Annotated in this window: 14 protein-coding genes, 3 pseudogenes and 1 riboswitch; of the genes and pseudogenes, 10 read left to right on the top strand and 7 right to left on the bottom strand. The window is 63.1% G+C overall.

What is annotated here, in order from left to right:
• Nucleotides 1-39 precede the first annotated feature (39 nt).
• Entirely contained in the window at nucleotides 40-372 is a 333-nt protein-coding gene (locus ACHMW6_RS11570; RefSeq protein WP_395407241.1) for a hypothetical protein, read from the top strand.
• Here the strand turns inward: ACHMW6_RS11570 and senA are convergent.
• Nucleotides 338-1,573: a selenoneine synthase SenA gene (gene senA / locus ACHMW6_RS11565; RefSeq protein WP_395407240.1), complete on the bottom strand. Its 1,236-nt coding sequence runs from the start codon at nucleotides 1,571-1,573 to the stop codon at nucleotides 338-340. The two genes, ACHMW6_RS11570 and senA, sit on opposite strands and share 35 nt — an antisense overlap.
• 36 nt (nucleotides 1,574-1,609) lie before the next feature.
• On the opposite strand from senA, the gene senB reads away from it, so the two are divergent.
• From senB to ACHMW6_RS11550, 3 genes and pseudogenes are all read left to right on the top strand, one after another.
• Nucleotides 1,610-2,629, top strand: coding sequence for a selenoneine biosynthesis selenosugar synthase SenB (gene senB / locus ACHMW6_RS11560; RefSeq protein ID WP_395407238.1), 1,020 nt, complete (start codon nucleotides 1,610-1,612; stop codon nucleotides 2,627-2,629).
• Nucleotides 2,630-2,638: 9 nt separating this feature from the next.
• Nucleotides 2,639-3,687: pseudogene (gene selD, locus ACHMW6_RS11555) on the top strand (selenide, water dikinase SelD).
• A gap of 4 nt (nucleotides 3,688-3,691) precedes the next feature.
• Complete coding sequence (locus ACHMW6_RS11550; protein WP_395407236.1) at nucleotides 3,692-4,225, top strand: hypothetical protein; 534 nt, start codon at nucleotides 3,692-3,694, stop codon at nucleotides 4,223-4,225.
• Here ACHMW6_RS11550 and ACHMW6_RS11545 read toward each other — a convergent pair.
• From ACHMW6_RS11545 to ACHMW6_RS11535, 3 genes and pseudogenes are all read right to left on the bottom strand, one after another.
• Nucleotides 4,166-4,831 carry an MFS transporter gene (locus ACHMW6_RS11545; RefSeq protein WP_395407235.1) on the bottom strand — a complete coding sequence of 222 codons (666 nt, stop codon included), beginning with the start codon at nucleotides 4,829-4,831 and terminating at the stop codon, nucleotides 4,166-4,168. The two genes, ACHMW6_RS11550 and ACHMW6_RS11545, sit on opposite strands and share 60 nt — an antisense overlap.
• Before the next feature lie 67 nt (nucleotides 4,832-4,898).
• Nucleotides 4,899-5,513: pseudogene (locus ACHMW6_RS11540) on the bottom strand (MFS transporter); the annotation flags it as partial.
• A 141-nt stretch (nucleotides 5,514-5,654) separates the two neighbouring features.
• Nucleotides 5,655-6,776, bottom strand: coding sequence for an ROK family protein (locus tag ACHMW6_RS11535; protein ID WP_395407234.1), 1,122 nt, complete (start codon nucleotides 6,774-6,776; stop codon nucleotides 5,655-5,657).
• A 117-nt stretch (nucleotides 6,777-6,893) separates the two neighbouring features.
• Here ACHMW6_RS11535 and ACHMW6_RS11530 point away from each other — a divergent pair, with 117 nt between their 5' ends.
• The 3 genes from ACHMW6_RS11530 to ACHMW6_RS11520 are packed head-to-tail and all read left to right on the top strand — an operon-like array spanning nucleotide 6,894 to nucleotide 10,668.
• On the top strand, nucleotides 6,894-8,273 hold the full coding sequence (locus ACHMW6_RS11530; RefSeq protein WP_395407232.1) for a TonB-dependent receptor plug domain-containing protein: 1,380 nt from the start codon (nucleotides 6,894-6,896) through the stop codon (nucleotides 8,271-8,273).
• Nucleotides 8,267-9,394 (top strand): TonB-dependent receptor domain-containing protein, encoded by a 1,128-nt coding sequence (locus ACHMW6_RS11525; protein WP_395407231.1) that lies wholly within the window; start codon nucleotides 8,267-8,269, stop codon nucleotides 9,392-9,394. The genes ACHMW6_RS11530 and ACHMW6_RS11525 overlap by 7 nt, the downstream gene beginning before the upstream one ends.
• Before the next feature lie 5 nt (nucleotides 9,395-9,399).
• On the top strand, nucleotides 9,400-10,668 hold the full coding sequence (locus ACHMW6_RS11520; RefSeq protein WP_395407229.1) for a YdcF family protein: 1,269 nt from the start codon (nucleotides 9,400-9,402) through the stop codon (nucleotides 10,666-10,668).
• Here ACHMW6_RS11520 and ACHMW6_RS11515 read toward each other — a convergent pair.
• Nucleotides 10,562-11,752, bottom strand: a complete 1,191-nt coding sequence (locus tag ACHMW6_RS11515) for a hypothetical protein (protein WP_395407227.1) — start codon at nucleotides 11,750-11,752, stop codon at nucleotides 10,562-10,564. The genes ACHMW6_RS11520 and ACHMW6_RS11515 overlap by 107 nt on opposite strands.
• Nucleotides 11,753-12,027: 275 nt before the next feature.
• Nucleotides 12,028-12,131: riboswitch (SAM-I-IV-variant riboswitch) on the top strand.
• Nucleotides 12,132-12,173: 42 nt separating this feature from the next.
• On the opposite strand from ACHMW6_RS11515, the gene ACHMW6_RS11510 reads away from it, so the two are divergent.
• The gene (locus ACHMW6_RS11510; RefSeq protein ID WP_395407226.1) at nucleotides 12,174-12,500 is read left to right on the top strand and encodes a hypothetical protein; all 327 of its coding nucleotides are present in this window, start codon (nucleotides 12,174-12,176) and stop codon (nucleotides 12,498-12,500) included.
• Here ACHMW6_RS11510 and ACHMW6_RS11505 read toward each other — a convergent pair.
• Together ACHMW6_RS11505 and ACHMW6_RS11500 are read right to left on the bottom strand one after the other, a co-directional pair.
• Nucleotides 12,445-14,178 carry an ABC transporter ATP-binding protein/permease gene (locus ACHMW6_RS11505; protein WP_395407225.1) on the bottom strand — a complete coding sequence of 578 codons (1,734 nt, stop codon included), beginning with the start codon at nucleotides 14,176-14,178 and terminating at the stop codon, nucleotides 12,445-12,447. The genes ACHMW6_RS11510 and ACHMW6_RS11505 overlap by 56 nt on opposite strands.
• A 198-nt stretch (nucleotides 14,179-14,376) precedes the next feature.
• Entirely contained in the window at nucleotides 14,377-14,814 is a 438-nt protein-coding gene (locus ACHMW6_RS11500; RefSeq protein ID WP_395407223.1) for an Lrp/AsnC family transcriptional regulator, read from the bottom strand.
• A 426-nt stretch (nucleotides 14,815-15,240) separates the two neighbouring features.
• On the opposite strand from ACHMW6_RS11500, the gene leuA reads away from it, so the two are divergent.
• Together leuA and ACHMW6_RS11490 are read left to right on the top strand one after the other, a co-directional pair.
• On the top strand, nucleotides 15,241-16,938 hold the full coding sequence (gene leuA / locus ACHMW6_RS11495) for a 2-isopropylmalate synthase (protein WP_395407221.1): 1,698 nt from the start codon (nucleotides 15,241-15,243) through the stop codon (nucleotides 16,936-16,938).
• Between the two features lie 91 nt (nucleotides 16,939-17,029).
• A pseudogene (locus ACHMW6_RS11490) lies at nucleotides 17,030-18,256 on the top strand (MCP four helix bundle domain-containing protein); the annotation flags it as partial.
• Nucleotides 18,257-18,269 lie beyond the last annotated feature (13 nt).

Below are 18,269 nucleotides of genomic sequence, written 5' to 3'. Positions count from 1 at the left end.
CAACGTTTTCCTTTTGACAATATTGCACCGAGCACCGCCATGCACGATCTAACCGACAACCCTGGTGCTTCGTCCGCCGAGCCGGCTAACCCTGCCGACGGCCAGGAGCACCTGCTGCAGTACGACCCGAATCGCCTGCTCGATTTCCTGATCGAGCGGCTGAAACTGAAGAATGACGCCGCGCTGGCGCGCACCCTCGCGATCATGCCACCCATGATCAGCAAGGTACGCAGCCGCCGTGCGGCCATCTCCCCGGCCCTGCTGGTGGTGATGCACGAAGCGAGCGGCATTTCGCTGGAAGAATTGCGCGAACAGATGGGCGACAAGCGCACCAGCTTCACGCCGATTCCCGACTCGCTGCTGTTGCGTTAACTATAGCGCGCAGGTGCGCAGGCCGCAGAAGATATCGTCCCGCTCGGGGAGGTAGAAATTGCGGGAACTTGGCCGAGCCAAGGCGCGACGGCGTCGCGAATGAGGCGCCGCGCAATACCTGATGGTTGCCGAACCACGGCGCCGAATATTCCCGATAACGGTCCGCCGTGAAGCCCGGATAAGGCTCGAACGGCGAGGCCGTCCACTCCCAGAGCTGGCCCCAGCGAAACGCCGGATGGCCGTACAGCGCAGCATATTCCCACTCCGCTTCCGTCGGCAAACGCCTTCCCGCCCAGGCGCAATACGCTTGCGCTTCAAACAGATTCAGGTGGCGTACCGGCTCCCACGACGGCAGCGTCGTCAGCTTGCCGAAACGCAGCGTGCGCCACTGGCCTCCTTCGCGCTGCCAGTAGCGCGGCGCCGAGCGCTCCTGGCGCATCAGCCAGTCGGCGCCGGCATCGCTCCAGTACTCGCGGCGGTCGTAGCCACCGTCTTCCACGAAGTCCATGTACTGCGCGTTGCTGACCAGGGACGCGTCCATCGTGAACGGCGGCACATAGCAGGGATGGGTGAATTTCTCGTTATCGAAGATGAAACCGCCCGTGTCGTCCGCGCTGCCCAGCTGCAGGGTGCCGCCGGGGAAGGCGATCTCCTGTTGCGCGGCGCGTACAGGCTCGTCGTGGGTCAGCTGCGGCGGCGCCTGCAGGCCCAGGGTTTGCAGGGTGTAGAGGAAGGCTTCGCCGTGCATGTCCTCATGGGCCAGGGCCAGGCGGTAGGGATACAGCGCCTCGTCCGTGTTCGGCTCGCGGCTGAGCTTATCGAGCACGCGGTCCAGCACTTCGTGGCAGTAGGTCTTCACGCCGCCCGGCGTGGGCAGGTCCAGGGTCCAGCGGCTGCGGTGCGGCACATTGGCGGAATCGAACCAGTCGTCGCCCTTGCTAAGCAGGGAAGGATACTGGGCATCCGCCGGGTGGCTGGACAGGGATTCGCGCAGGATGAACCACTCCGCAAACCAGGCGGTGTGACCCAGCTCCCATAAGGGGGGATTGACGATGCGCAGCTGCGGCACGCGCATGGCATTATCCATGCCGGCGGCGGCGAAACATTCGAACAGGCTAAGCGTATAATTTCGCGCATTCTGCAAGGCGTCTGCCAGCTGCTGGGTGCGCGCGTTCCGGAACGAGGCGGTGATTGAACTCATGAAACGATTGTAGCGACTTTTGATCGATAAAAACCAGTGAGCAAACCCACAATTTGCATCGTCAGCCCTGCGCTCGCCGCGGCCAACAACGGTAACTGGCAGACCGCCAGCCGCTGGGCGGGATTCCTCCTGCCGCGCTATGAGGTGTCCATCGCCAGCGCCTGGCCCGATGCCGGACCGGACGCGCCGCCGCCGGACCTGCTGATTGCGCTCCACGCCCGCCGCTCGGCCGCCTCGCTGGCCGCCTTCCGCGCCGAGCATCCCGCGCGCCCCACCCTGCTGGTACTCACCGGCACGGACCTGTACCGCGATATCCGCACGGACGCCAGCGCCCAGGCCTCGCTTTCCGCCGCCGACGCGCTGGTCGTCCTGCAGTCGGCAGGCCTGGACGAACTGCCGGCCGCCGTACGCGGCAAAGCCCACGTGATCTTCCAGTCCGCCCCGCCCCTGCCACACCCTGGGGTCAGATCCGACATTCGGACACAAGCTCAGCCGCACGAAATGCCCGCGAGCAGGCAGCGCGAAATCGTCATGATCGGCCACCTGCGCGACGAAAAAGACCCGCTGACCTTCATGCGCGCCGCCCCGCTGGTGCAGGCGCCGTCGGCAAAGCTGGTGCACATCGGCGGCGCGCTCGACCCGGACCTGGGCGATGAAGCCGAAGCCACGCAAAAAGCCGCGCCACGCTACGAATGGCTGGGCGCCCTGCCGCACGACGAAACGCGAGAGCGCCTGCGCCAGGCCCACGCCATGGTCATCTGCTCGAAAATGGAAGGCGGCGCCAACGTCATCATCGAAGCGGTAACAAGCGGCGTTCCGGTACTGGCCAGCGACATCAGCGGCAACCGGGGCATGCTGGGCAGCGATTACGAGGGCTACTTCCCGCTGGGCGACGCGCAGGCGCTGGCCAGGCTGATCGACCGCAGCTTGGAAGACGGCGCCTTAGCCGCCCGGCTGCTTGCCCAGTGCGCCGCCCGCGCCAGACTATTCGAACCAGCCACCGAGCAGGCAGCGTTGCTCGCTTTAGTGGATAATCTGCTCCATCAGAAGAAATGAGAGACTCCAATGAGCACTGAACCAATCAAACTGACCTCCTTCTCCCACGGCGGCGGCTGCGGCTGCAAGATCGCGCCTGGCGTGCTGTCCGAGATCCTGAAGAACTCCAACGGGTTTCCGGTACCGAAGGAACTGCTGGTCGGCATCGAAACCGCCGACGATGCAGCCGTCTACAAGCTGAACGACGAACAGGCCCTGATCGCCACCACCGACTTCTTCATGCCCATCGTCGACGACCCGTTCGACTTCGGCCGCATCGCCGCCACCAACGCCATCTCCGACGTGTACGCCATGGGTGGCACACCGATCATGGCCCTGGCCCTGGTCGGCATGCCGGTCAACAAACTGCCGATCGAAACCATCGGCCAGATCATCAAGGGCGGTGAGTCGATCTGCGCCGAAGCAGGCATCCCGATCGCCGGCGGCCACACCATCGATTCCGTGGAGCCGATCTACGGCCTGGTGGTGATGGGCCTCGTGCACCCGTCCAAAGTAAAACGCAACGCCGACGCGAAAGCGGGCGACGTGCTGGTGCTGGGCAAGCCGCTGGGCGTGGGCGTGCTGTCGGCCGCGCTGAAGAAAAACGTGCTGGGCGACGAGGGCTACCAGGCCATGATCGCTAACACGACCAAGCTGAATAAGCCTGGCAAGGCCCTGAGCGAACTGGCCGGCGTGCACGCGCTGACCGACGTTACCGGCTTCGGCCTGCTTGGCCACCTGCTGGAACTGGCGCGCGGCGCCAAGTTGACGGCAAAGCTGAATATGTCCAGATCCCGCTGCTGCCGGGCGTGGAGCAACTGGCGCACGACGGCTTCTTCACCGGCGCCTCCGGCCGCAACTGGGATGCCTACGGCAAGGACGTGACCCTGTCGCCGAACATCACGCAAGCCCAGCACACCCTGCTGACCGACCCGCAGACTTCGGGCGGCCTGCTGGTGTCCTGCGATCCGTCCGCCGTGGACGAAGTGCTGGCCCTGTTCCGCCGCGAAGGCTTCGGCGAAGCGGCCGTGATCGGCGAAATGAGCGCGGGCGAACCGCGCGTCCAGGTCGCCGGCTAAAGCCATGCTGACCCGGCTCGCGCTTCTGGACGATCTGCTTCAGAAGCACGCGCCGGTCATCGGCGATGACATGGCCGCTTATCGCAACCACTGTTATCGCCTCGTCAATTTCGCCAATGCCCTCGCCACCGGCGATCCGGACCAGCAAGACAAACTGTCCATCGCCGCCGCCTTCCACGACCTTGGCATCTGGACCCACCAGACCTTCGACTACCTGCCGCCCTCGGAGCAGCAGGCCCGCGCCTGGCTGCCGGCCATCCAGCGCGCCGACTGGGCCGACGAAATCGCGGCCATGATCACCGAGCACCACAAGATCACCGCCTGCGCGGCGCACCACACCGCGCTCACCGAAGCCTTCCGCCAGGCCGACTGGATCGACGTCACCGCCGGCGTGTTGCGCCACGGCCTGCCGCGCGCCTTCATCCGCCAGGTCCAAACCGCCTTCCCGGACGCTGGCTTCCACCTGCGCCTGTTGCAGCTAAGCGGCCGCCGCGCCCTGCGCCATCCCTTCAGCCCCCTGCCCATGATGCGCTGGTAAGCTCGTTCGATCGCGCCGACGCTGATTCACGCTGCGTACCCGCGCATGCAATGCATGCCCGATTTGCACGCGCCGAAGGACCATGATCGCGGCCACCGAACCCGCAACGGGCACGCCAAAGGCCAGCGCCTTCATGCCCAGCATGACCGGATCCGCCTGGGGCGCGCCAGGCGTGTAGCCCAATTCCCCCAGCACCCACCCGATGGTTGCCAGTGCCGCCGCCCCACCGCATTTGAGCAGGACGAGGACCGTGGAAAACCAGACGGTTTCGCGCCGCTCGCGATGGAGAAACTCGGAGAAATCGATGATGTCGGCCAGTATGCCCCAGGGCAGCATGAAAACGCCGGCGAAGCCGATCCCGATCAATACCGACCACGCGAGCAGCGCAGATCTGCTCTCCCCTGCTGCGGCAAACAGCATGATTCCCAACGCGGCCACACCGTGGCTCATCGCCAGCAAAGTGGTTTTGTCCCAGCGCCGCACAAGGGTGATCCAGAACACTGCGCCCAGCATCTGGCTCAGGGCAAGGACCAGCAGCACCTGGCCCGCAAACTCGGGGCTCTTCAACACATAGGTGCACAGATAGAGCATGGTTTTCGTAAACATTCGGCGTGGCGAAGCCGGTGACGAGGGCGATGGCCGCCATCGCAGCAAACAGCCGGTCCAGCGCCGGACACAGAGCCGCCGGCGACCACCGCCGGCGATGCGGCCGCCGGGGACGCGGCGGGGCCGCAGCCTGTGCCGACTTCGAAGACCATGCTGCCAGCAGCAACGCGCCTGAAAACAGCACTCCGCCGACGGCGCCCAGCCAGGCCAGGCGCGTCGTCGCCACATCCCCGGCGGCGGTGTGCATCAGCGGCCCAATCACGCAGGCGACGATCACGCTGGCAGCGGAACTAAAGATCGTACGGTATCCGGACGCGCGCCCCCGTGTGCGGCTATCGGTGGTAACCCGGGCGAGCAGGCTGTTATGCGGAACGTCGATGACCGCGAAAGCACAGCGCAGAAACAGGATAAGAGTGGCGATGACCGCCAGCTCGCTGACGCGCAGCAGCGGCAGGCTGAAGATGGCGCAGAAAGCCAGCCCGCACGGCACGGCAAACAGCGCGATCAGGCGGGGGTAGCCGACGCCATGCCGTTCGGCCTTTGCGGCGATGAATCCTGCGAGGATATCGAACACCAGATCGCCCGCCAGGACCATCATCATCAGGAGGCTGACGCGCCCCGGAGCGATGCCGAGGATATCCGTCAGCAGATAGAGCAAGGTGACATCGACGCTGCCCAGCATGATCGCCTTGCCGAAATTGCCGGACGCATAGCCGATCACATGCCGGTCATTCCTGACGACAGCGCTGACTTTTACGATCCACGGGAAAAAACGGCGGGCTAACATGGGTCGAGCATACTCGCCCACGATGACAGCCTTATGTCATGCAAGCAGCGCTGTTGCGGCGTGAATCGGCAGCAGGGCCGCGCCGATGGCAATCGCGCTGCCGCCCAGCTTCGACACCCTCACCTGGCCGCGCTCGCGGTAGCTGGGCCAGCGCAAGGGCAGCGCGTTCAGCCTGGCCGCCAGTCGCGAAGTGATCGATTCCGGCAAAGGACTGGAGATCACGATTTCATCCGGATCGAACCAGCCGATGGCGCTGTTCACGAGGAATTCCAGCTGCACGGCTGCGCGGTCGAGCCATTGATCGATGACGTCTTCGTAGCCGGCTGTCAGTTCGTCGAACCGGGCCACGGATTCGATGGGGCAGCCGGCCTGCTGCAGCACGGACAGCAAGTCCATCGTGGTCGGGCGCGGCAGATCCGAAGGATACAGGCGGCCGATATCGCCGGCGCTGCCGAATTCCCCCTTGACCAGGTGCCCGTCCTCGATCACGCCGGCACCGATTGCCGTACCCAAGGAGAATGACCACGACCGTGGCGGCCTTGCCGATTTTGCCGTCCGAATAGTACTCGGCCAGGGCGGCCGCCTTGGCGTCGTTTTCCAGCAGGACCGCCGTGCCGAGCGCCTCGTCCAGGATCTGGCGCAGGGCACGTCGCGCCATCCCGGCAGCTCCTTGACAATATGCCAACGATCGCCCTTGCGGGACACGGCCGGACCGGGCACGCCCACGCCGATGCCGAGGAAGCGCACGCCAAGCAGCTTGTGCTTCACGCACAGCTCGTTGATCCGGTCCTCGAGGATATTGGCGAACTCGATCGGGTCCGGGGCGCCGACCTGCTCGCTGGTCAGGCAGATCACGCCGCCGGCCAGATCGACCAGGGCGATTTCCAGCACGCCTTTGTGGACGGTGGCGCCAGCGGCGAAACCGCCCGACGGGGAGATGGCAAGGGGAACGGTTGGCCGGCCGCGCACGGGCGGTTCGGTCGACGCCTGTTCCTCGATCAGGCCCAGGCTGATCAGGTTGTGGGACAGCTTCGTCAAGGCCGAGTTACTGACCTGCAGCGCCAGCGCCAGCTCGGTGCGCGGCATCGGCCCCTTGGTGCGCAGATGCCGCAGCAAGCGCTTTTCCTCCGACACCAGGTGCAAGCGCGCCGCTCTCATCCCAACTCCTGCCCTTCAGTTCTTCTTCGATTTATTTTACAAGTAATAAATAAAGGCGTCAAAATTGGACGTCATGCTCTCGTGATCGTTAGTCACTATCTACCCAGGAGAGAAACCATGAGCATGAAGAAGACGACATTGGCGGCCGCGACCAGCGCCCTGTGCGCCCTCGCAGCCCAGGCATTTGCCCAGACAGCAACAGAGGCGCCGGCCTCGGCCAACCCGACTGCGGAAGCGACCGATTCCCAGGTCGTGGTCGTGACAGGCTCGGCCCGCCCGCAGCGCCGCTTCGACGTGTCCTATGCCGTGAATTCGCTGTCGCAAAGCGATGTGCAAAAGCTGGCGCCCCAGAACATGGCTGACCTGCTGGGCAAGATGCCCGGCATCCAGGTCGAGGCCACGGGCGGCGAGGTGCAGAACATCACGCGCGTGCGCGGCATCCCGACCGACGACGGCTACGCCCTCTTCCAGCAGGATGGCCTGCCCCTGTTCACCGAGATTAACGGCTTCTTCTTCCGTGGCGACAGCATGAACCGCTACGACCTGATGACGAAGACCGTGGAAGTGGTGCGCGGCGGCCCCGCGCCAATCTACGCCAGCCAGGCCGCCGCCATCGTCAACAATACGACCGTCACGGGCACGGAGAAAACCCAGGGCAAGGCCCAGGTTTCGGTCGGCACCACGGGCCTCAAGCGCCTGGACGCCTACCAGGCCGGCGCCATCGACGACAAGACCTTCTATGCCATCGGCGGCTTCATTCGCCAGGACGACGGCCATCGCGACAATGGCTTCCCGAACGACCGCGGCGGCCAGATCCGCGCGAACATCAAGCGCGTGACCGACAGCGGCACCTGGAAGCTGAGCGCCAACTACCTGAACGACCATAACGTCTTTTACCTGCCGATCCCGATCGCCGACCCGCGCAACCCGTCCGTCTCCCTCGATCCCTACATCGACTACTTCAAGGGGACGATGAACTCGCCGTCGCTGCGCAACGTCAGCCAGAAATACCTGGACGGCTCGGGCACGCTGCAGACCGACCAGCGCGACCTGAAAAACGGCCGCCACCTCGAATTCGGCAACATCGGCCTTCAATATGAGGGCGAAATCGGCGCCTGGCTGCTGTCGGCCAAGGCCGGCTTCACCAAGGGCAAACTGGATTTCGACGCCTTCTATTCGACCTCGAATCCGGCCGATGCGAAAACTTTCGCCAACGGCTTCCTCGCTCCCTCCAAAGCCGCATTCGGCGCCGTGGACCACCTGGGCTATGCGATCGCCGGCAGCAACGGCAGCCAGGCCTATGATCCGGCCTCCGCCTCCGGCCTCGTGATGCAGGGCCAGTACCGCGCCGCGGGTTCGGACTTCCGCTCGAACCAGGTGGACGTCAACGTCACCCGCAATTTCCAGACCGGCGTCGGTAACCATGACGTGAAGGCGGGCTTCTCTACGGCAGCTCCTACGGCCAGACCAGCAAGAGCGTCTACAACGACATGCTGATCGAAGTGCAGGGCAAGCCGCGCACCCTCGACCTGCTGGCCTACTCGGCTTCGGGCGCGGTGCTCGGATCCGTCACGGACAAGGGCGTGCTGCGCTACACCACTACGCTGAACCAGGGCGACGTCGATGCGAAGATGGGCGCGCTGTACATCAACGACACCTGGGAAGTGACAGACCGCCTGCGCCTCGACGCCGGCGTGCGCACCGAACGCTATAAATACGACGGTTACGCCCTGCTGACCAAGCAGGCCAACCTGGGCGACAAGACCACGCTGGCCGACGATACCACCCGCGCATTCACGGGTGACCGCCAGTCGCACATCTACAAGCCGCACACCACCAACTGGACGGCCGGCGCCAACTATGACTTCTCGTCCCGGTTCGGCGGCTACGTGCGCGCATCCCACCTCGAAATCCCGCCGTCGATGCAGGTGGCGGCTTCGGTGGACCCGCTGGTGCTGACGACCAAGGCCGACCAGTACGAAGCCGGTTTCAAGACCACCTTCGGCCGTTCCTACCTGTACGTGACGGGCTTCTACACGAAGTTCGATCCGCTCAATGCTTCCTTCGTCGCCTTCAATCCGCTGACCGGCCGCAACGACCAGACCGTGCCCTTCTTCGGCAAGGCCGTCGTGAAAGGCGCCGAACTCGATGGCGCCTGGTACCTGACCAACCGCTTCGTCGTGAACGCATCGCTGACCGTGCAGGACCCGCAATACCGCGACTTCGTCAGCGCTACCGGTGCGGACCCGTCGAAAGTGGTCGGCAACCAGATCATCCGCGAGCCCAAGGTGTTCGGCAATGTGCGTCCAAGCTACAGCTTCGACATGGACAATAACCAGGTCGACGTGTACGGCAGCTATTCCTTTACCGGCAAGCGTTACGTGGACTTCTTCAACGCCACCGAACTGCCGTCGTTCCACTCCATCGGCGCCGGCATCACGGTCACGCACGGCTCCTGGCAGTTCCAGCTCACCGGCGACAACCTGACCAACGCAAAGGGCCTCACGGAAGGCAACACCCGTACCGACACCCTGGCGGGACAGGGCAGCGCCACCGCGATCTATGGCCGCCCGGTATTCGGACGCAGTGCACGCTTCGTCGTGAGCAAGGCATGGTGATGGCAGTGACGAAAGGAATCATCCTGGCGGCGGCGCTGGCCGCCGCCCTGCCCCTCCATGCTGCGCCGGCCGGGGACCAGCACTGGTCCCTGCTGGCGGGGCGCCTGTTCCCGTTGGTCTCCAGCATGAAGCAGGAATCGGCCGGCGTCGCAGCGGTGCTGGACAAGCGCAAGAAGCGCATGGCCGCCTGCGAACAGGCGCCGAAATGCCTGCTGCTTGCCGCCACGTGGACTGATGCCGAAATGGCCGCCCTGGCTGACGCGATCCCTGCGGCCGCGACTTCGTCGCACCAGCCGCCGGTGGCCGACGATGGCATGCGGGCGCAGGTCGCGCGCGAATTGCGCGGCCTGAACGCGATCCTGCAGGTCTACGGCTTCGGCACCCAGCCGCGCTATCCGACGATCGACGGCCCGCTCGAAAAGGGCGGCAGCCCGGACTTCAAGACGCTGGTGGCGGATGCGATCACCTTGGCCGACACGGCAAAGAACGATCCTGCGGCCAAGCTGGACCCAAGCATCGCGCTTGCGCTCGCGCTCCTCGATGTCAACGAGCGCCATGAAGCAGCCAGCTTCGAGCCGCTCGACCAGGGCCACAACGCAGCGGCGCTGGCGCGCGCCCGCAGCATCGACTGGAAGCGATACCGCTACACGTCGATCATCGTGCCAGGCGTGGGGCCTGAAAACCCGATCATTCCGCTGAGCGCCCGCGGCAAGCTGCATGTGCAGTTGGCCGCCAGCCGATTCGCGGAAGGCGACGTGGCCTTCATCATCGTCAGCGGCGCGGCCGTGCATCCGCGTGGGTCGCAGTTCGTGGAAGCCGTTGAAATGCGCAAGGCGCTGATCGAACGCCACCACGTTCCGGCCGACCGCATCGTCATTGAGCCATATGCGCGGCACACAACCACGAACCTGCGCAACGTCACCCGGCGCCTTGCCGCCCTCGGTGCGCCGGCCAGTCAACCAGCGCTGATAGTCGCCAACACCGAGCAAAGCCGCTACATCGAAAGCCCCGAGTTTGCGGCCCGCAACGCCGCGGAACTGGGTTACGAGCCAGGTACCGTCGGGCCGCGCCTGTCGCCATACGTGCTGGAGTTCCGCCCCTTCCCTGCGCTCGCTCCGCATCGACCCACTGGATCCGCTCGACCCCTGAGCCATTCCGCGCTGCAGCCTAATCAATCACGGTCGCCGTATTTCCCTCATCCGGCGTACCGGGCAGGCTGTCGGCGCGGTAGATCGTCGGCTGCCATCGGCCCTTGCCCTGGCCATTGCCCTTGATCGTGACCGTCACGTGATTGTTCTTGCTCGTGGTCGGATCAACGCCGGGTATGAAGGTTGACCTCGCGCCGACCACATACAGATCCGTACCTCCGTTATTTTCCAGCTTGACGCCCCAGAGCTGGATCCTGACCGTATTGTTGCTTCCACCTCCGCCCTCAAGCGAAACGTTTTCGACCCCCAGCACGACAATGCCGCCGTGATCGAATTCGGTAAATTGCGTGTTGTCCAGATACGAGTCGCCATGCGCCTCAAAATTGATGGTATTGCCATCCGCTCTCACAGGGCCAGCCGTCAATGCACCGCCGATGCCGGTTCCTGATCCGTTGCCGTAAAAACGGTTGCCGGTAGAAACGACATTCACTTGTGAGTTGCTGGCGGTATTGTTGACGATGAGCCTGCCCTGCTGCTGTCCCCAGGAGCGGTTGCCGGACATGCGGACATTTACGATGCTGCCGATAGCTCCGCCAAAATTCCCCATGCGGATGCCTTCAGAGACGCCGAAGGGGTTCTCGAAAAAGTCGCAGTCGATAACGTCCGCTTCAATGGTCTGGCCCGAGGTCTGTGGTCCGAAGTTGCGGATATTCGCACCGCGGGCCGATCCCGTTGACGCGATGTGCGCCAGCAGGATGGAAGTGTCGGCGGGATCGAGCGCTTGCAGCCCCGTGTCGATGTTCGCTTGCCCGTTCGCGGCGCCACTGACCGTAAGCCACTCCAGCGCGTTATGGCCGAGCCCCATCCTGACCGCGGCGTTCGGCCCGTCCGCATTGGGGAACGAAGTCCTCGGCAGCTTGATCGCATCGATGACAACCTGGGTGCGGTCACCTTCCACGCCCATGATGCTCATGTTCGGCTGGAATTCGATCCGTCCGCCCTTTGGCCGCGCTACGTTGGATGGATCGGTCGTCGTCAAAACGTACCGTCCCGGCGCCAGTAACAGCGTCGCCCCGGCGTTCGCGGGATTATTCACATTGCTGTAAAGCTCTTCGATATCTCCAATCGGAATTGTCTGCGCCAGGGCGGCGGGATTTAGTACGCACATCACCAGCCACAACTTGCCAACACGTGAAGCGAACTTTTTCACGATAGCCTCCTTTGCATCCGGGTTTGCCCACATCTACCAACTATCAGTTAAGTTCGCAGAGAATTTCAGGATAGTCACGCCGAATGCCGACAATCTCACCAATTATCACCATCATCCAAATGGGTGATATTGCGAGATCCGGTTCATCATCGTCGCAAAGCGTTTGCGGTGACCGTCTCGTCCGCTCCAACGACCTATTGCCGACCCGAAGAATTTCCGCTATATTGAACATCAGTTCTGTATAACGGATTTCGTTCAACGAAGTCTGATTAGCAACTTTGCATCACGAGTCGGTTCGTCCGACGCCAACCTGCCTCCCCGGGCAAGGTGGAAGCCATTACGGCGATGCGGCCTATGAACGGCAACGAAGCGGGCGCGACATGGTTTGCTCCGAATCGGGCCAAGCTTTCTGGAGAAAACCATGACGACCCATACCTCTCACTCGCCCTCCCACGACATCAGCGCATGGCGCGACCAATACCGCCTGACGCATACCTTTCATCTCTCCTTAGGGACAAATGAACCGATTGCCGGGCAGGTGGAATCGACATTGAAACGTTCGCAGGCAAAAGTCGACAAATGGGTGATCTCGCGTCGCGGCGGCTTTTACGACCACTGTATTACTGTCGAGGGTATCGGCGATGAGTCGGCGCGCGAGCTGCGCAAGGAATTTGCAAACCTGAATGGCGAGATCAAAGTGCATGTCGAACATATGGTTCACTTTGCCGGCGCGGCGGCGCATCGTTGACCGCGGGCGGCGCATCAAATTCGTAGCCGCTGGCGTCATGCACCTCCCACGCGCCCTCGCTCATGATGCGCAGCACATGGGTATGGTGCTGCAGCACGCCGGAGCGGTGGGCCACGCTGATCAGCGTGGTTCCATTCTCGCGCAGGCGGCCATATAGCGAGGCTTCATTGGCGCTGTCAAGCGCGCTGGTTGCTTCATCGAGGATGACGATGCTTGGCTCGTGCACCAGCACGCGGCCGAATGCCAGGCGCTGCTGCTCGCCTACCGACAGCAGTTTTTCCCAGTCATGCACGGCATCCAGGCCGCCCACCTGCTCGGCGAGGTGCGGCAGATGCACCTGCTCCAGGATTTCCAGCAGCTCTTCATCGCTCTGGCTGGCCTCCACGCTGGGGTAGATCAGCTGGCTGCGCAGTGTTCCGTGCTGCATATAGGGCTGTTGCGGCAGGAAGAAAAAATCTTCGAGAGGCGGATGAAGAATCACGCCGCTGCCCGTATTCCACAAGCCGGCAATCGCACGCAGCAGCGAGCTTTTGCCGCAGCCGCTGTCACCGGTGATCAACAGCGCATCGCCTGGCTTTAACACAAGGCTCAGTTCCTTAATGAGCACTCGTTCCGATTGCGGCGGATACAGGGTGAGCGCTTCCAGCGCGAGATGCTGGCCCGGGCGGGTCTCGATAAGCGGATACTTGTTGTCGGCGACGGGTGTCGCATCCCCGCTGGAAAGCAGCAGGTTGGACAATGCCTGCAAGCGCCCTATCCCCGCCACGAAGCGGCTCAGGCTCTCAAAGTTATCGACAATGACGCCCACGGCAGCGAGCACCGCAGTGAACGCCCCGGCCGCCTGAATCGCCCGCCCTACTTCCAGTCGGCCCGACAAAACGCCGTCAGCCAGGATCATGCCCGGTATCACCAAAGTGAGCTGGCTGAAAGTGCGCTGGAACAGATTGAGGGAACGCTGTTTCCGGATCAGCCTCGCGAAATTTTCAATCACCCGGTCGAATTTGCTGTCGATATGTGCGCGCTCCTGTACCTCGCCACGGTAGAAGGCGATCGATTCGGCATTCTCCCGCAAGCGCATCAGGCTGAAGCGGAAGTCCGCCTCGCGCCGCAGCTGCCAGAAATTCAGGTGGATCAGCGGAGTGCCGAATATGTAAAGTGCGACAACGGTGCCTAGCAGCGCGTACACCGCCAGCACGCCGACCAGCAAATGGGAAATGGACCACAGCACGGCGCTGAACGCCACCAGCTGCATGATCGAGCCCAGGAAAATCAGCAGGAAGTGGATGGACCGGCCGGTGAAGGTATTGATATCTTCGCTGATACGCTGGTCCGGGTTGTCGATCTCGCCTTCGGAACCCAGCACATAGTATTTGCGGCCTTTCAGATAACCGTCGAGAAAACGGCCGGTGAGCCAGCGCCGCCACTGGTTGGCGAACAGGTCGCGCATGAAGTAATAGAAAGCGTAGGTCGGTATGGCAAACGCCAGGATATACAGGCATTCGCGCACCGACTTCCAGAAACGGCCGCCATCCCGGGCGGCCAGCGCCGAGGTCATCTCGCCGGACTGGTCGTTGAGCATGACAGCCAGCTTGGTCTCGATCAGCATCAACACGATGGAAACCAGCAGCAGGCTCCAGGCCTTCTTCCTTTCGCCTCCCAGCCAATATGGTTTCGCCACATTGACGAACTGTTTCCACGCCGCGAGCGACAAGCGCGGTGGCCTGGACCTTTTCCTGGGCGCCTGGTCAGTCCTGGCCTGGGGCTTGGCTGAAGTGGAAGTAGTCATTTTCGTTATCGCGCATTGCTGCCGGAGTCATACCCCCAGCATACGACTCAGCACGAAGCCGTTCGGTGCGGAAACGGACATAAGGCGCGCTCAGGCCAGCGGCGCGCGCACCGGCGTCTGATGCAGGATCACGCGGCTATAGGTATCCTGAACGCCGGCTGCACGCAAGGCATCGATCAGGCGCAGCAAATGCGCCTGATCCTGGCAGGCGACACGCAGCAGGCCGTCGTAATTACCGGTCAGCAGCGCAACCTCCATCACGCCCGGGATGGTCTGCACCACCGTTTCGAACTCGTGGGTATTGGTGCCGGCCTTTAGCTTTACGTCGATATAGGCCTGCAGGTGCAAGCCGAGGGCAGCGGGGTCGATGCTCGCCTCGAAGCCGCGGATCACGCCATCGGCCACCAGGCGGCGCACGCGGTCGGCCACGGTGTTGGCGCTGAGGCGTACGCGCTCGCCCAAATCCTTAAAACTTATCCTCGCATCATCGCGCAAAAATCCGATTATTTCTCGATCGATCTTATCCATGGTCTATTTTTCCTCGGCAATTCTGCGATTTTAGCACTTGAAAATGCGATTCTATCGCCTTGCGGCACTGCAAAATATTCTTGACACGCCCCGCTGAGCTCACTTACATTGCTCTACATGTTCACGCATCTGCACCTATCCGCTTTCCTGCTAAGCGCCCTATCCGAGGCGCTACTACCAGCACGCGCCTGATTTTCCGCCGCGTCCGCGGCGCCACGAAGTACCCTGCGTCGGCCACAAGCCGGCAAAGTTCTCAAAATCCAGGAAAGATTGCACCGATGTCCACCAAGGCTTTTCGTCCGCTGCCAGCACTACCAGCGCTACTGCTACCGACCGGTTGCCTGGTCTAGCGCCCCGTGGCCCATCAGGCAGCCTCTCGCCACATCGAGCCCGCTTTCCCAAATTTAAGAACACAGGAGTACCACCATGATGCTGCAGAACCCAGCCGCGAAATACCGCCCTTACCCGACCATCGACTTGAGCGACCGCACCTGGCCGAACAAGACCATCGACACGCCTCCAATCTGGATGAGCACCGACCTGCGCGATGGCAACCAGGCCCTGATCGAGCCGATGAGCGTGGAAAAGAAGCTGAAGTTCTTCGACCTGCTGATCAAGGTCGGCCTGAAGGAAATCGAGGTGGGCTTTCCTTCCGCATCGCAGACGGACTTCGACTTCGTGCGCAAGCTGATCGAAGAAAACCGCATTCCGGACGACGTGACCATCATTGTGCTGACCCAGGCGCGCGAAGAGCTGATCCGCCGCACCGTCGAGTCCTGCATCGGCGCCAGGCGCGCCATCGTGCACATGTATAACTCCACTGCGCCGGTCTTCCGCAAAGTGGTGTTCGGCGCCAGCCGCGAAGAGATCACGAAGATCGCCACCGACGGCACGAAGCTGGTGAAGGAGCTGCTGGCCCAGCATCCGGAAACCGACTGGACCTATGAATACACGCCGGAATCCTTCTCCACCACGGAGCTGGACTTTGCCAAGCACATCGTGGACGCCGTCTCCGCCATCTGGCAGCCGACGCCGCAGAAGAAGATGATCGTCAACCTGCCGGCCACCGTCGAATGCTCGACGCCGAATGTGTACGCCGACCAGATCGAATGGATGTCGCGCAAGCTGGAACGCCGCGATTCCATCATCATCTCCGTGCACCCGCACAACGACCGCGGCACCGGCATCGCCGCCGCCGAAATGGCCGTGATGGCCGGCGCCGAGCGCGTGGAAGGCTGCCTGTTCGGCAATGGCGAACGCACCGGCAATGTGGACCTGGTGACCCTGGCGCTCAACCTGTACACCCAGGGCGTCCATCCGGGCCTGGACTTCTCGGATATCGATTCGGTGCGCAAGGTGGTCGAAGAGTGCAACCAGATTCCCGTGCACCCGCGCCATCCCTACGTGGGCGACCTGGTGTTCACCGCCTTCTCCGGCTCCCACCAGGACGCAATCAAGAAGGGCTTCGCCAAGCAGGAAGAAGGCGCGCCATGGGAGATCCCCTACCTGCCGATCGACCCGCAGGACGTGGGCCGCAGCTACGATGCCGTGATCCGCGTGAACAGCCAGTCCGGCAAGGGCGGCATGGCTTACCTGCTGGAGCAGGACTATGGCCTCGAACTGCCGCGCCGCCTGCAGATTGAGTTCAGCCGCGCGGTGCAGGCTGTGGCCGACCAGACCGGCCTGGAGATCACCGCCGAAGGCATCCACGAGATCTTCGAGCGCGAGTACCTGGCCCAGAACACGCCGTACGCCTACGGCGCGCACAAGATGGTTGAAGATACCAGCAGCGACGAGCCGGTGCAGATCGATATTTCGCTGTTCCACAACAAGGCGCCGATGGCCCTGCAGGGCGGCGGCAATGGTCCGATCGACGCGTTTGTCGATGCGCTGGGGCTGGATGTGAAGCTGATGGATTATCACGAACACGCGATCGGCCATGGCGCCAATGCCCGCGCGGCATGCTACGTGGAGCTGCGCCTTGACAATGGGCCTACCCTCTTTGGCGCGGGGATCGACAGCAATATCGTTACCGCCTCGTTCAAGGCGGTGCTCAGTGCAGTGAATCGTCAGTTGAAAGCCAGGGCCACTGCCGACGCGGACAAAGCCCAAGCCGCCGCCTGAGCCGCCACGGCGGATCAATGATCTCGCCCTACAGCCCTTCGGACCATTGAACAGCCACACAAGCGTAGGGCGGATCGTTGATCCGCCGTGCATGCGTCGCCCGCGGCCCCGACCAAAATCCGCAACACCCACAACGCCGTTGCCCCAAAGCAGCGGCGTTTTGCTATATTGGGATGATGCACTGCAACATTCATCGGAGGATGGCGCCATGCGACTTGCAAATCTGAAGATCGGCACGCGGCTGGGACTATGCTTTGCGATTGTCTTCATCCTGATGACAATCCTCATCGTGGTCGGCCAGCAGCGCCTGAGCAGCATCGGCGAGCTGAATGACACCATCATCGACAAGGACTGGGTCAAGGCCAGCGCCGCCTCCACCGTGGCAGGCACCACGCGCGCCAACGCCGCGCTCGTGCTGCAGCTGCTGCTCAACACCGATCCGGCCCAGGAAGCAGCTGTAAAGCGCCAGATCGAGTCCAACAAGAAGATCATCTCGGACGCCCTCGACACCCTCGAAAAACTGGTCTACCGTCCCGAGGGAAAAGAGCTGATCGCCCGCATCCGCAGCGAGCGCGCCGCCTACGTTCAATCCTTTACGCAGGTCTTGAAGCAGCTGGGCGAAGGCCAGCGCGAAGCGGCAACCCAGCTGGCGATGAAGGACACGATGCCGCGCCTGGCCGCCCTCCAGGCCAGCGTCGAAAAGCTGGTCGCGCTGCAATCGGACATCGTCACCGATAACGGCGCGCTGGTGAAGCAGGACATCTCGATGGCCCGCCAGCTAATGATAGGCTTGGGCATCTGCGCCCTGCTGATGGGCGCCGCCTGCGCCTGGTGGGTCACGCGCTCGATCACGCGGCCGATTTCCCATGCCCTGCAAGTGGCGCGCGCCGTCGCCGCCGGCGACCTCACCACCGACATCAAGGCCCAGCACCACGACGAAGCGGGCCAGCTGCTGCATGCGCTGCGCGACATGAATCACAGCCTGTCCACGATCGTCGGACAAGTGCGCCACGGCACCGTCGCCATCGCGTCCGCCTCCAGCCAGATCGCCAGCGGCAATCTGGACCTCTCCGCGCGCACCGAAACCCAGGCCAGCGCGCTGGAAGAAACCGCGTCCTCAATGGAAGAACTGACCTCGACCGTGCGCCAGAATGCGGACAACGCCCGCGAAGCCAACCAGCTCGCGCGTTCCGCCTCCGAAGTCGCGCAGCGCGGCGGTGACGTGGTGTCGCAAGTGGTCGCGACCATGGGCTCGATCAACGATTCCTCGCGCCGCGTGGCGGATATCATCGCCGTCATCGACGGCTTAGCCTTCCAGACCAACCTGCTCG

The organism is Pseudoduganella sp. UC29_106 (genome assembly GCF_044055365.1).
In the GTDB taxonomy this organism is placed as follows: Bacteria; Pseudomonadota; Gammaproteobacteria; order Burkholderiales; family Burkholderiaceae_D; genus Rugamonas.
The sequence above is the reverse complement of the archived record's forward strand: the minus strand, read 5'-3'. Positions and strand labels throughout refer to the sequence as shown.

Excerpts from the sequence above, each read along its gene's own strand:
- leuA (WP_395407221.1), top strand. The coding sequence starts at position 15,241 with ATGATGCTGCAGAACCCAGCCGCGAAATACCGCCCTTACCCGACCATC.
- ACHMW6_RS11550 (WP_395407236.1), top strand. The coding sequence starts at position 3,692 with ATGCTGACCCGGCTCGCGCTTCTGGACGATCTGCTTCAGAAGCACGCG.
- ACHMW6_RS11510 (WP_395407226.1), top strand. The coding sequence starts at position 12,174 with ATGACGACCCATACCTCTCACTCGCCCTCCCACGACATCAGCGCATGG.
- ACHMW6_RS11525 (WP_395407231.1), top strand. The coding sequence starts at position 8,267 with ATGCTGATCGAAGTGCAGGGCAAGCCGCGCACCCTCGACCTGCTGGCC.
- ACHMW6_RS11500 (WP_395407223.1), bottom strand. The coding sequence starts at position 14,814 with ATGGATAAGATCGATCGAGAAATAATCGGATTTTTGCGCGATGATGCG.
- ACHMW6_RS11535 (WP_395407234.1), bottom strand. The coding sequence starts at position 6,776 with ATGAGAGCGGCGCGCTTGCACCTGGTGTCGGAGGAAAAGCGCTTGCTG.
- ACHMW6_RS11545 (WP_395407235.1), bottom strand. The coding sequence starts at position 4,831 with ATGTTTACGAAAACCATGCTCTATCTGTGCACCTATGTGTTGAAGAGC.
- senA (WP_395407240.1), bottom strand. The coding sequence starts at position 1,573 with ATGAGTTCAATCACCGCCTCGTTCCGGAACGCGCGCACCCAGCAGCTG.
- ACHMW6_RS11570 (WP_395407241.1), top strand. The coding sequence starts at position 40 with ATGCACGATCTAACCGACAACCCTGGTGCTTCGTCCGCCGAGCCGGCT.
- ACHMW6_RS11530 (WP_395407232.1), top strand. The coding sequence starts at position 6,894 with ATGAGCATGAAGAAGACGACATTGGCGGCCGCGACCAGCGCCCTGTGC.